Raw genomic sequence first — 11775 nt, 5'->3', positions numbered from 1 at the left:
CGCCCGGCCGCAGCCATTCTTACACCGTTGCCGCTCACGCCGATGCCTGCCGCCCGCCGTCCGCGACCACCAGAACACGCCCTGTGAACCCGAACGACGACATCACCACGCGCCTGCGACAGGCGCTGCTGCTCGAAGGCCATCCCGGCGCGCAAGGCGTGCTGGAGCCGCTGCGCGACAAGGGGCTGGCGCACGACCATGTGCGTCTGGTGGGCAGCGGCCTGCTCGCGCGCATCCCGAAGCAGAGCCAGATGGACCTGGGCGCGGCGGACAACCTGGCCTACCAGATGGCCTGTTTCGATCGCGCGGCGGCCGGCGGGCACACGCCGGCACTGCGCGGTCGGTTGCCGCCTTCGCAGGCCTTGCCACGCGGCGCCCTGCTGGTGCAGGAGATCGTGGGCCGGCCCGCGCAGTTGCCCGCCGATCTGGCGGCCATCGCTGAAGCGTTGGCCTCGCTGCACCGGCTGCCATTGCCCAAGCCTGCGCAACGCGCGCCGCTGCTGGACGCGCCCGACCCCTTGCGCGCGCTGGTCGACGAGATCGCGGCGCAGGCGCGTTGCCTGGCACCCGCCGGCCTGGAGCCCCGGGTGGCGCGCACCATCGACACCGAATGGCAGCGCCTGCAGTCGCTCGCCGATCGCGCCGAGCGCCCGGCGCGCCGCCTGATCGCCTTCGACGGCCACCCGGGCAACTTCATCGTGCAGGCCGATGGCCGTGCCATGCTGGTCGACCTGGAGAAATGCCGCTATGGCTACCCGGGCCTGGACCTGGCGCATGCCACGCTCTACACCTCCACCACCTGGGACCTGGAGACGCGCGCCGAACTCACGCCCGCGCAGGTGCTGGCGTTCCACGGGGCCTGGGCGCGCGCCGTGGGCGCGCAGGCCGACGAGGCGCGGGCCTGGCACCTGCCGCTGCGCCGCGCGATGTGGCTGTGGTCCGTGACCTGGTGCGCCAAGTGGCGTGTGACCTCCGGCGCGCCCGCGCGCGGCACGTCGCACGGCGAGGACTGGTCGGGCGAACGCAGCGAAGCCGCCCTCGTGGCGCACGTGCGCGAACGGGTCGACCACTACCTCAGCCTGGCCGGGGTGTCCAGGGTGCGCGACGAATTCGCCACGCTCGAACACCTCATGGGCGCGGCATGAGCGCAGCGCCGGGCCGTTCCCAAGCAAGCTCGCACCGCAGCCCGCAGGGCGAAGGTACTTCAGTGAGCGCAGCGCCGGGCCGTTCCCAGGCAAGCTCGCACCGCAGCCCGCAGGGCGAAGGTACTTCAGTGAGGCGCCTGTCCATTGTCGTGCCCGTGCTGGACGAAGCGGGCACGCTGGCCGCGCGGCTGCAGGCCCTGGCGCCGCTGCGCGCGCGCGGCGCCGAACTGCTGGTGGTGGACGGTGGCAGCGGCGACGGCACCCGGGACATCGCGCAGGCCCATGCCGACCGGGTGCTGCGCGCTCCGCGTGGCCGCGCCACGCAACTCAACGCGGGCGCCCGCGCGGCCACGGGCGAAGTGCTGCTGTTCCTGCACGCCGACACACAACTGCCTCCCGAGGCGGACCGCCTGATCGGCGCGGCGATCGCCAGCGACCACGTCTGGGGCCGCTTCGACGTGCGCATCGAAGGCCGTCACGCGCTGCTGCCGATGGTGGCCGCGCTCATGAACCTGCGCTCGCGCTGGAGCGGCATCGCCACTGGCGACCAGGCCCTGTTCGTGCGGCGGCGCGTCTTCGAGTCGCTCGGCGGCTTCGCGCCGTTGCCGTTGATGGAGGACATCGACCTGAGCCGGCGCCTCAAGCGCATCGGGCCGCCAGCCTGCCTGCGCGAGCCGGTGACAACCTCGGGCCGGCGCTGGGACCGGAACGGCTTCTGGCGCACCGTGGGGCTGATGTGGCGGCTGCGCGCGGCATTCGCGCTGGGTGCCGACGCGCACGCGCTGGCGCAGCGCTATGGCTACACGGCCCGCGCGCCGGCGGCGGTGGCCATTCTCGCCAAGGCCCCGGTACCCGGCCTGGCCAAGACCCGTCTCGTTCCCGCGCTGGGCGCCGCGGGCGCGGCGCGTACCCAGCGCGCCTTTGCGTTGCGCACGATCGACACCGCGCGCGCCGCGGGGACAGGGCCGGTCACGCTCTGGTGTGCGCCCGACGCCGGCCACCGCTTCTTTCGCGCGCTGCGGCGAAGCCACGGCGCGGACACGGTGGATCAACCCGGAGGCGATCTCGGCCAGCGCATGGCCACGGCGATGCGCACGCACTTCGAGCGCGCGCCCCACACACCGCTGCTGATCGTCGGCACCGACTGCCCGGTGCTCACCGTCGACCACCTGCAGCAGGCCGCCGACGTGCTGCAAACGCAGGACGCCGTGCTGATCCCGGCCGAGGACGGCGGCTACGTGCTCATCGGCCTGCGCCGCGCGCTGCCCGAGGTGTTCGACGGAGTGGAATGGAGCACGCCGCAGGTGCTGGCGCAGACGCAGGCGCGCCTGCGCGCTGCGGGCGCGTCATGGCAGGAACTGCCGACCCTGTGGGATGTGGACGAACCCGCCGACTGGGCGCGGTGGCAAGAGATGCAGGCGCTCAGGCAGCACTGAACCAGGTCTCCAGCGGCAGGCCGCCGGTACCCAGCACCACGGGTCGGGCGCCGGGGAACGCGGTGGTGAATGCGTCCAGGCCCGACACGTTGCCCGGGTGGGTGCCACTCTTCACCTCCAGGGCAAACAGCTCGGTGCCCTGTCTCAGAACGAAGTCCACTTCGCGGCCACCTTCATGCCAGTAGTGGATCAGCGGCTGCGTGCTGCCGTGGGTCAGGTTCCGGGCCAGCAGTTCCGCGCCCACGGCGCTTTCCACCATGCGTCCCCACAGGTCGGGTGTGGCGCGCAGGCGCTCGAAGCCGAAGCCCTCGGACACCGCGATCGACCCCATCAGGGCGGTGTTGAACACCTGCAGCTTGGGGCTGGATGCACGCTGCCTCAGGGCCTGCCCGGCGTATTTCTGCAGGCCGCAGACCATGCCGGCGCCTTCCAGCAATTCGAGGTAGTGCGCCAGCGTGGTGGTGTTGCCCGCGTCGGCCAACTGGCCCATCATCTTCTGGTAGCTGAGCATCTGCCCACTGTAGCGGCAGGCAAGATCGAACAGGCGGCGCAACAGCGCTGGTTTTTGCACCGGCGCCATCAGCAGCACGTCCTTGGCAATCGTGGTCTCGATCAGAGCGTCGCGCACATACGCGGCCCAACGCGCTTCGTCGCCCACCAGCGGCGCGGCACCCGGATAGCCGCCGTAGAAGATGAACTGATCCAGCGTGAAGCCAAAGGCCTCGCGCATTTCGCTGTAGCGCCAGTGGCCCAGGCGTGTCATTTCAAAACGGCCCGCCATGCTCTCGGTGAGCCCGCGAGCAATCAGCAGCGGTGCAGAGCCCAGCACCACGGCGCGCACGTCACGCCCGGCGGCGGTGTCTTCGTCCCACAACCGCTTGACTTCGTCGGTCCAGGGCGGGAGTTTCTGCACCTCGTCGAGCACCAGCACGCAGGCACCGGCCTGTGCCGCCAGTGAACGCGCCGTCTCCCAATGCGTGGCCAGCCAACTGGAACCCTGCAGGCCCGGGTTGTCGGCACTCACGCTGTGCTGGGCAAGCCGTTGCGGGCCCGGGTCGACCGTCAGGGCGGCAAGTGCCTGGCGCACCAGCGTGGTCTTGCCCACCTGGCGAGGGCCCGCCACCACCTGCAGGAAGCGGCGTGGCTCACGCAGACGTTGCAGGAACGTGTCCAGTCCGGCGCGCCGGATTTCGGTGGTCATGTATTTTGCTCAATGTATTGAGATAATTTACTCAATGGATTGAGATAATTATCTCAGACCACCAGCATCCCGGCAAACCAGACGGCGGCGCCGGCCATCGACCAGGCCGGTTTGCCGGGTGTGCGCCACAGCGAGCGCAGCAGAAACGCGTTGTAGGGCACGGGTGCGAAATGCACCGCGAGCGCCCAGGCGATGGGCTGGTCCTGCGAGACCAGCCAGAGCGCGACGAAGCCGGTGAACAGGTTGATGGCACTGCCCACGGCGAGCATGTCGCGCCAGAACAGCACGCGCCAGGGAGCCCGGCATTGCCAGCGCTGCGTCCAGAAGCCGCCGTTTGACGGGTTCAATGCGCGCTCAGCACGCCAGCGCCCAGCAGCACGAACACAAGCACGCCCAGTGCGATGCGGTAGTAGACAAAGGGCATGTAGCCGCGCGTGGACACCAGCTTGAGGAAGACGACGATCACGCCGTAACCCACGCCGAAGGCGATCAGCGTGGCCAGGGCGGTGGGGCCGGGCGCCACGGGGCTGCCGTGCTGCCAGCTGCGAAACAGCTGGTAGAAGCCCGAGCCCATCACCGCCGGAATGGCCAGCAGGAAGGAGTAGCGCGCCGCGGCTTCGCGGGTGTAGCCCATGAGCAGGCCGGCGGTGATGGTGCCGCCCGAGCGCGAGACGCCCGGGATCAGCGCCATCGCCTGGGCCAGGCCAAACAGTACGCCGTGGCGCCAGCTGAGCTGGTTCAGCGTGCGCTCGCGCCGGCCATGGCGGTCGGCCGCGCCCAGGATGAGCGCGAACACGATCAGCATGGTGGCGGTGATGTAGAGGTTGCGCAGCGAGCCTTCGATCGCGTCCTTGAACAACAGGCCCAGCACCACGATGGGCACCGAGCCGATGATGATCAGCCAGCCCATGCGCGCGTCCGGGTCCTGCCGCATGGCCGGTTGTGTGAGCGAGGCCCACCAGGCCAGGAAGATGCGCACGATGTCGTGCCGGAAGTACAGCAGCACCGCGGCCTCGGTGCCGATCTGGGTGATGGCGGTGAAGGCCGCGCCGGGGTCGCCGCCCGAGGGCAGCAGCGGGCCGATGATGCGCAGGTGCGCGCTGGAGGAGATGGGGAGGAACTCGGTCAGACCCTGAATCAGGCCCAGGAAGGCGGCTTCGAGCCAGGCGCTGGCGGGGCTCATCGGGTGTGTGCGTGGAGGTGCATGGTGCGCAAAGTATAGGGAGCCGCGCTCAGCGGAACCGGCGATAGCCCCAGGCGATGCGCAGCACGGTGGTGATGGCGCACAGGGCCGCGAAGCCATACGCGATCTGCGGGAACCACCGCGGCCACAGGCACATGGCGGCAAAGGCGGCGATGGTCTCGGTGGCCTCGGTCAGACCCCCCAGAAAGTAGAAGCTCTTGTTCGGGAATGCGGTGGACTTCAGGTTGCGCTGCGCCGCGAGGATGGCGAAGGCGAGGAAGCTGCTGCCGGTGCCGATGAAGCTGGCGAGCAGCACGGCCGCGGCCAGGGCGTTGGCGGCAGGGTCGGCCAGCGCGAAGGCCAGCGGGATCGCGGCGTAGAACAGGAAGTCGAGCGTGATGTCGAGAAAACCACCGCGGTCGGTGGGCGTGGTGGCGCGCGCCACGGCGCCGTCGAGTCCGTCCAGCAGCCGCGAGAGCAGCAGCAGCGCCAGGCCGGTGAGGAAGTGACCGAAGGCAATCGCCATTGCCGCGCCCAGCCCGATGCCGAAGCCGAGGAAGCTCAGCGCGTCGGCGCCGATGCCCAGGCGCACCAGGCCGCTCGCGGCACGCGCCAGCAGGGGCTTGAGCCGATTCTGCAGTGCGCTATCGAACATGGCCGAGCTCGATCACGAGTGCCGGGTCGGCGATGTCGGCCGCGTCGTGCGTGACCAGCACGGCGGGCATCTGGCGCGCGCGCAGGTGCTCGAACACGAAGGCGCGGAACTGGTCGCGCAGCGCGGCGTCCAGCCGCGAGAAGGGTTCGTCGAGCAGCAGCGCCCGGGGTTGTGCGAGCAGGGCGCGCATGAGCGCGACGCGCGCGCGCTGCCCGCCCGAGAGCGTGGCCGGGTCGCGCGCGCCGAAGCCGGCCAGCCCGGCCTCGCCCAGCGCGCGCGCCACCTCGGCGAGCCGCGCGCGCTTCGGGCCGGCGGGCACGGCGAACAGCAGGTTCTCGGCCACGGTCATGTGGGCGAACAGCAGATCGTCCTGGAACAGCAGGCCGATGCCGCGCGCCGCGGTGGGCAGGGTGTCGAGGTCCTTCGCGTCCAGGCGCACCGTGCCTTCGAAGTGCAGGGCCTCGTGGTCGAGCGTGCCCGCGATGGCCGCGAGCACCGAACTCTTGCCGCAGCCGCTGGGGCCCATGAGCGTGAGGATCTGCCCCGGTGCGACCTCGAAGCGCAGGTCCTGCACCAGCGTGTGGTCGTGCGTGGCCAGGCGTTGAACGTGGACTGCAAGCGTCATGTGGAGCGTTGTCTGAAACGGCGCGGCCGGCCCACCCAGGCCGCCAGCGCGAAGGCCAGCACCGGCAGCAGGATCTGCAGACCGGCGTAGGCGCTGGTGAGCGAACGCTGCCCGCCCGATGCGAGTGTGACGGCTTCGGTGGTCACGCTGGCGTAGCGGCCCGCGCCCAGGTAGAGCGTGGGCAGGTACTGTGCCACGCTGACGGCGAAGCCCACGGCGGCGGCCGATGCCAGCGAGCGCCGCAGCAGGGGCCATTTCACGCGCCACAGGAAGCGCCAGGCGCCATGGCCCAGGCTGGCATTGAGCTGGGCGTAGCGCGCGTCGAATCCCAGGTAGGCCGGGCTCAGGGCGAGCAGCACATAGGGCAGCACCATGAGCGTGTGCGCCAGCAGCACGCCCAGGGCCTGGCCTTCCAGCCGCAACCGCAGGCCCACGGCGTACAGACCCACCACCCACAGCACGGCGGGCAGCACCAGCGGCAGGTAGAGCAGGGGGCGCAGGGCCTCGTCCCAGCGGCGCGGCGCGAGCTCCAGCCACGCCACGCACCAGACCAGCGCGATGGCGCTGCTGCCCGCCGCGAGCCACAGCGTGGTCACGGTGGTCGTGCTGCTGCTGGCCACCTGGTGCCAGGCGGTCAGCGTCCAGGACTGCGGCCACACGGCGGGAAAGGCCCACACGCCGCTGACGCTGCCCAGCGCCAGCGCCAGCAGCACCGCGCCGTACAGGCCGCCAAGCAGCCACAGCCCCGGGGACGCCGTGGCCGGTGTCGCGCGGCGCGCATCGCCCCGCCGCCCACGGCCGTGGGCCAACACCCGCCGCGCGGCGCGCTGCAGGGCCAGCCAGAGCACGCTGCAGACCAGCACGGTCAGCGCCAGCCACACGCCTGCGGCCGCACCCCGCGCGTAGGTGGCGGGGTCCACGTCCTGCAGCCACTGCCAGGCCAGCACGGCCAGCGTGGGCGGCGCGGCCGGGCCGATGACCAGGGCCATGTCGACCACCGTGAGGCCGTAGGCGAGCACGGCCAGCAGCGGCCAGCGCAGCCGGCGGGCCAGCTGGGGCCAGAGCACCAGCCAGAAGGCGCGACGTGGCGAGTAGCCCAGGGTCTGCGCGAGCGCGTGTTCGGCGCGCCAGCGCTGGCGCACGTCGTCGCGCTGCAGCTGTGTGGCCGCAGTCCAGAGCAGGAAGGGCGTCTCCTTGGCCACCAGCACCCCGATCAGGCCCAGGCCCCAGGGATCCTGCGTAGTGACCCAGGGCGGCGGGCTCTCGAAGCCGGTGAGACCGGGCGAGACCAGGCGCAGCAGCCAGCCGCTGGGCGCGATCAGGAACAGCAGGCCGATGGCCAGTGCAGCGTGCGGCGTGGCCAGCATCAGTGGCAGGCCGCGCAGCACCCGGTCCAGGCGCTGGCGCACGAAGCCGCTGGCCAGCAACGCCGCCGCGCACCACCAGGCCAGCCCGGTGGACGCCAGACCGGTCCAGAGCGTGAGGGCGAGCGCACGCCCTGCGGACGGTTCTTCCAGCAGCGTGCGCCACGCGCCCGCGTCGCCTCCCGCGCGCAAGGCCTCGACCGCGGTCCACACCATCGGCGCGGCCGCGAGTGCGAGCAGCGCGGCGGCACCCAGCCAGCGGAGTCCGGTGACAGACACGGGGCGGCGGGCTCAGGCGCCGTGGCGCTGCGCCCAGGCCCTCTCCAGCGGTTCGACCCAGGAGGCGTGCGGTTCGGGCAACGTGGGCGCGGGCGCGTTCACCAGCCCCGGTTGTTGCCCGGTACCGAACAGTGCGCGCTCGGCTGCGGGCAGGCGCGCGAGGTCGAGCACGGTCGGGTCGCCCCAGTGGGCAATGTCGGCCTTGCGCGCCTGCGCCGCCGGCGAGAGCAGGAAGTTGGCCACCACCTGCGCACCGGCCTTGGCGCGTGCGTTGTACGGAATGGCGACGAAATGTGTGTTGCCGATGGTGCCTTTCTCGAACTGCCAGCTCACCACCGTGGCGGGCAGGCGCTTTGCCGCGATCTCATTGGCGGCTTCGTTCGGGTTGAAGGTGATGGCCAGCAAGAGCTCGCCATCGGCCATCATCTGGCGCACGGCGGCGGCGTTCTGCGGGAATTGTTTGCCGGCACGCCACAGGTGCGGGCGCAGCGCATCGAGGAAGGGCCAGAGCGCGGCGGTCTGTGTGGCGAAGGCGGCGTCGGTGACCGGCCGCGCGAGCGCCGCGCGGTCGGGCGCGAACTCGACCAGTGCCTGCTTGACGAAGGTGGTGCCATGGAAGTCGGGCAAGCGTGGATAGGTGATGCGCCCGGGCTGGCGGCGCGCCAGCGCCAGCAGCGCCTGCATGCTTTGCGGCCGCTCGGGCAGGCGCTGGCTGTCGGCGAACAAGGTGAACTGCGCCATGCCCCAGGGCGACTCCATGCCCTCGGTGGGCACGGAAAAATCGTTGAGCGTGGTGGGCTTGCCCACGGTGTCGACCCAGCGGAAGTTCGGCAGGGCCTCGGCCCAGGGACCGAACAGCAGGCCTTCGCGTTTCATGGCGGCGAAGTTCTCGCCGTTGATCCACACCAGGTCCACCGTGCCCTCACCCGCACCCCGTCCGGCGGCCTTCTCGGCGCGCACGCGCTTGACCACGTCTGCGGTGTCGGTGATCTTCACGTGCTGCAGGTTGATGCCGTGCGCGGCCTTCACCTGCTGTGCCACCCACTGCAGGTAGGCGTTGGTCTGCTCGCTGCCGGCCCAGGCGTTCCAGTACACGGTCTGGCCGCGCGCGGCTTTTTCGGTCTCCGCCCATGCTGGCGACGCCTGGCCCCAGGCATGCGGCAAAGCAGCACTGCCGGCGGTGGCCAGCAGCAACTGGCGACGGGAGAGGAGCGTGGATTCGATTGGCAAGGCGTGTCTCCTGGGAATCGCTGTGGAGGAGGAAGCTTAGTTCATGGCCATGCCGTTCGCATGCGAGCGGTTGAGCCGCGGATGGATCCAGGCGCAGTCGATCGACCACCGGCCCACGCCATAGATCGCCAGGCCCGCGAGCAGAACACCCCAGGTGATGTGCTGCTGCAGCGCGGCGGGTGCGATCTCGGCCAGGCTGATCACGGCGACCACGTTGACCACCGACAGGCCCAGGGCCGCGAAACGCCCGGCCAGGCCGAACAGCAGCAGCACGGGCAAGACCAGTTCGCCCGCCGTGCCGGCCACGGCCGCGACCTGCGGCGACAGCAGGGGCACGCGGTATTCCTCGGTGAACAGCAGGATGGTGGTGTCCCAGTCGCGCAGCTTGGTCAGGCCCGAGAGGAAGAAGACCTGCGCGAGGTAGATGCGCGCGACGAGTGCGGCCGCGGGCTGCGCGAGGTCGAGCGCGCGGGTGATGGCGTTCCAGAGCGAAAGGCCGCGCTGCAGCAGGGTGGTGGGCGGGTTCATGGGGCTTCCTCGGTGGTTGGGGTGTGTGAGGGGAGCGGGGCGCGGGCATCGACCACGCCGACGACCAGGCCTTGCTGCACCGCTTGGGCCAGCCAGGCGGAGAGGTCGAAGGCGTCATCGCACGCGGTGGCGCGGTTCAGCGCGTCGGGCACGGGCCCGCCTTGCAGCAGCGCCCCGAGCCAGATGGCCGCGGCGGCCGTGCAGCCGGCTGCGCAGGGACGCATGCCCTGGCGCCAGACCACTGCCGATTCGCCCACGCCGTCGCGCAGGCGGCGAGCCACCTCGTCCAGCCGGGGCTGGCCTTCGCGGTGCGCGGTGACCAGGCTGGCGACGGGCCAGGTGCTGGTGAAGACGGCGGTACCCGGTGCGAGCGCGAGCGTGAGGCCTTGCGGGTCTTCGTCCGCGAGGCGCGCGAAGCTGCCGGCGTCGGTCTGCGCATCGGGTGCGCCGCCGGCCTGGTGCAGCGCCCATTCGATCCGCGCCACGTCGGCCAGCCAGGGCAGGTGGGCGAGTTGTTCTTCGTGTTGCAGGAAGAGGGGAAGCGCCTCGCCCCAGTGGGCGAGATCGCCGCGCACGGGCGGGTGGCGGTGCCAGAGTGCGCGCGCCAGCGGCGCCATGTTTTCCTGGCCGATCAACTGGGTGATCACCGGGTAGGCGGCCATCAAGGACCGCTCGGCCAGGGCATGGCCGTTGGCCTGGTAGGCCGCGAGCCCGCGGCCGGCGTGGGGCGCGAGCCAGGCGTCCAGCGTCTGGCGCGCCCGCGCGGCACCTTCTCCACCCGGCCGCTGGAACAGCGCGTCCAGCAAGGCCTGTTGTTGCAGGGCGAGCGTGTTCATGCCGGCACCGCCTCGCGCAGGGCCGCATCGGCGTGCGCGCGCGCGCTGGCGGCTTCGTCGAGCAGCACGGCCAGATCGGGCACGTCGGTGTCCCATTCGATCAGCGTGGGCACACCACCGAAGCGCCGCAGCGCGTGGCGGTAGAGCGCCCACACCTCGCTGCACACGCGGCTGCCGTGGTCGTCGATCACGATGTCGCCGCAGTGCGCATGACCGGCCAGATGCAGCTCGGCCACAACGCCGGGATTGATCGCGTCGAGCCAGCGCCGGCAGCCGTCGAGCGGGTCGGCCAGGTGGTCGTTGAGCGCGTTCACATAGACGTTGTTCACGTCCACCAGCAACTGGCAGCCGGTGCGGCGCGCCAGAGCGCCGAGGAAAGCAGGTTCGTCCATGTCGGCGGCCTGCCAGCGCACGTAGGCCGAGAGGTTCTCCACCGCGATGGGTCGGCGCAGGCGGTCCTGCACCCGCTGCACGTTGCCGCACATCGCATCCAGCGCGGCGCGGGTGAAGGGCGAGGGCAGCAGGTCGGCGGCATGGACGGCCTGCGCGCCCGGCAGCGTGCCGCGCGCAAAGCTGGCGTGGTCGCTGACCCGAACGGGTTCGATCTCCTGCACCAGCGCGGCCAGTTGTTCCAGGTGCCAGGCGTCGATGCCGCTGGCAGATCCCAGCGACAGGCCGACCCCGTGCAGGCTCACCGGGTAGTGCTCGCGCCCCGCGCGCAGCACGGCACGGGCAGCGCCACCGGGTGCGAAGAAGTTTTCCGAGTGGACTTCGATGAAGTCCAGTGCCGGCCGCTGATCGAGCAGCCCTGCGTAATGGGGATGCCGCCAGCCAATGCCCGTGGCACAGGCTTGCGGGGCCGTGGGCGCGGGCAGGGTGGTGGCGGTCATGGGGTGTCGCGCGAGCGGATGGCCGATCAGGACTTCTTCATGCCCATCTTGGCTTCGTCCATCGTCATGCCCTTCATGTCCTTGCAGGTGCCGGCGGGCACGTACTTCCATTCGCCCTTGTCGTTGTCGACCTTGGACTGGCCGGCGCACGAGTGGGTGCCGGCGAGGTTGGCGCAATCGTTCTGGCCGGCCTTGGCGATGCCGAAGCATTTTTCCTTGGCGGCGTTCTGCGCGAAGGCGGGGGACGACAACAGGGCCAGCGACATCAGCGAGGTGGCGGCGGCGGCGATCATGGTGCGTTGGTTCATGGAGATGCTCCTGGTGGGTTGAACAAGGTGACTTGGGAAAAGGTCTACCAGTTGCACTGCCCGGGTTCGGGCCTTGCGCCGACTGGTTGGGGTTG

The 11775-nt window shown here is 71.0% G+C and carries 13 protein-coding genes; 2 read left to right on the top strand and 11 right to left on the bottom strand.

The features are described from left to right. The first annotated feature begins 83 nt into the window (after nt 1-83). A complete protein-coding gene (locus K5880_RS12100) occupies nt 84-1145 on the top strand; it encodes an aminoglycoside phosphotransferase family protein (RefSeq protein WP_297652257.1) in 1062 nt (353 codons plus the stop codon). Then, nucleotides 1142-2581, top strand: coding sequence for a TIGR04283 family arsenosugar biosynthesis glycosyltransferase (locus tag K5880_RS12095; RefSeq protein ID WP_297652254.1), 1440 nt, complete (start codon nt 1142-1144; stop codon nt 2579-2581). Before K5880_RS12100 ends, K5880_RS12095 begins: the two co-directional genes overlap by 4 nt. On the opposite strand, the gene K5880_RS12090 is transcribed toward K5880_RS12095, so the two are convergent. From K5880_RS12090 to K5880_RS12040, 11 genes are read right to left on the bottom strand one after another with little or no spacing between them, the layout of a single operon-like run. Continuing rightward, nucleotides 2568-3782 (bottom strand): AAA family ATPase, encoded by a 1215-nt coding sequence (locus K5880_RS12090; RefSeq protein WP_297652251.1) that lies wholly within the window; start codon nt 3780-3782, stop codon nt 2568-2570. The genes K5880_RS12095 and K5880_RS12090 overlap by 14 nt on opposite strands. A gap of 53 nt (nt 3783-3835) precedes the next feature. Beyond that, on the bottom strand, nt 3836-4129 hold the full coding sequence (locus tag K5880_RS12085) for a hypothetical protein (protein WP_297652248.1): 294 nt from the start codon (nt 4127-4129) through the stop codon (nt 3836-3838). Continuing rightward, entirely contained in the window at nt 4126-4965 is an 840-nt protein-coding gene (locus tag K5880_RS12080; protein WP_297652245.1) for an undecaprenyl-diphosphate phosphatase, read from the bottom strand. Before K5880_RS12080 ends, K5880_RS12085 begins: the two co-directional genes overlap by 4 nt. A gap of 49 nt (nt 4966-5014) precedes the next feature. Beyond that, nucleotides 5015-5620, bottom strand: coding sequence for a CDP-alcohol phosphatidyltransferase family protein (locus tag K5880_RS12075; protein ID WP_297652242.1), 606 nt, complete (start codon nt 5618-5620; stop codon nt 5015-5017). After that, nucleotides 5610-6245, bottom strand: a complete 636-nt coding sequence (locus tag K5880_RS12070; protein ID WP_297652239.1) for an ATP-binding cassette domain-containing protein — start codon at nt 6243-6245, stop codon at nt 5610-5612. The genes K5880_RS12075 and K5880_RS12070 overlap by 11 nt, the downstream gene beginning before the upstream one ends. After that, nucleotides 6242-7888 carry an ABC transporter permease subunit gene (locus K5880_RS12065; protein ID WP_297652236.1) on the bottom strand — a complete coding sequence of 549 codons (1647 nt, stop codon included), beginning with the start codon at nt 7886-7888 and terminating at the stop codon, nt 6242-6244. The genes K5880_RS12070 and K5880_RS12065 overlap by 4 nt, the downstream gene beginning before the upstream one ends. A 12-nt stretch (nt 7889-7900) precedes the next feature. Then, complete coding sequence (locus K5880_RS12060) at nt 7901-9118, bottom strand: ABC transporter substrate-binding protein (RefSeq protein WP_297652234.1); 1218 nt, start codon at nt 9116-9118, stop codon at nt 7901-7903. Nucleotides 9119-9154: 36 nt separating this feature from the next. Beyond that, nucleotides 9155-9646 carry a DoxX family protein gene (locus K5880_RS12055; RefSeq protein WP_297652232.1) on the bottom strand — a complete coding sequence of 164 codons (492 nt, stop codon included), beginning with the start codon at nt 9644-9646 and terminating at the stop codon, nt 9155-9157. Then, nucleotides 9643-10482: a putative DNA-binding domain-containing protein gene (locus K5880_RS12050; protein ID WP_297652229.1), complete on the bottom strand. Its 840-nt coding sequence runs from the start codon at nt 10480-10482 to the stop codon at nt 9643-9645. The genes K5880_RS12055 and K5880_RS12050 overlap by 4 nt, the downstream gene beginning before the upstream one ends. Further along, nucleotides 10479-11372: a DUF692 domain-containing protein gene (locus tag K5880_RS12045; protein WP_297652226.1), complete on the bottom strand. Its 894-nt coding sequence runs from the start codon at nt 11370-11372 to the stop codon at nt 10479-10481. The genes K5880_RS12050 and K5880_RS12045 overlap by 4 nt, the downstream gene beginning before the upstream one ends. A gap of 26 nt (nt 11373-11398) precedes the next feature. Then, nucleotides 11399-11680 (bottom strand): DUF2282 domain-containing protein, encoded by a 282-nt coding sequence (locus tag K5880_RS12040; protein WP_297652223.1) that lies wholly within the window; start codon nt 11678-11680, stop codon nt 11399-11401. Nucleotides 11681-11775: the final 95 nt, after the last annotated feature.

This window comes from Hydrogenophaga sp., from assembly GCF_025699295.1.
Taxonomy (GTDB): domain Bacteria; phylum Pseudomonadota; class Gammaproteobacteria; order Burkholderiales; family Burkholderiaceae_C; genus Hydrogenophaga.
The sequence above is the reverse complement of the archived record's forward strand: the minus strand, read 5'-3'. Positions and strand labels throughout refer to the sequence as shown.

Bases quoted from the DNA above. Each gene is read 5' to 3' on its own strand.
- K5880_RS12095 (WP_297652254.1), top strand. From the start codon at position 1,142: ATGAGCGCAGCGCCGGGCCGTTCCCAAGCAAGCTCGCACCGCAGCCCG.
- K5880_RS12090 (WP_297652251.1), bottom strand. From the start codon at position 3,782: ATGACCACCGAAATCCGGCGCGCCGGACTGGACACGTTCCTGCAACGT.
- K5880_RS12080 (WP_297652245.1), bottom strand. From the start codon at position 4,965: ATGAGCCCCGCCAGCGCCTGGCTCGAAGCCGCCTTCCTGGGCCTGATT.
- K5880_RS12075 (WP_297652242.1), bottom strand. From the start codon at position 5,620: ATGTTCGATAGCGCACTGCAGAATCGGCTCAAGCCCCTGCTGGCGCGT.
- K5880_RS12070 (WP_297652239.1), bottom strand. From the start codon at position 6,245: ATGACGCTTGCAGTCCACGTTCAACGCCTGGCCACGCACGACCACACG.
- K5880_RS12055 (WP_297652232.1), bottom strand. From the start codon at position 9,646: ATGAACCCGCCCACCACCCTGCTGCAGCGCGGCCTTTCGCTCTGGAAC.
- K5880_RS12050 (WP_297652229.1), bottom strand. From the start codon at position 10,482: ATGAACACGCTCGCCCTGCAACAACAGGCCTTGCTGGACGCGCTGTTC.
- K5880_RS12045 (WP_297652226.1), bottom strand. From the start codon at position 11,372: ATGACCGCCACCACCCTGCCCGCGCCCACGGCCCCGCAAGCCTGTGCC.
- K5880_RS12040 (WP_297652223.1), bottom strand. From the start codon at position 11,680: ATGAACCAACGCACCATGATCGCCGCCGCCGCCACCTCGCTGATGTCG.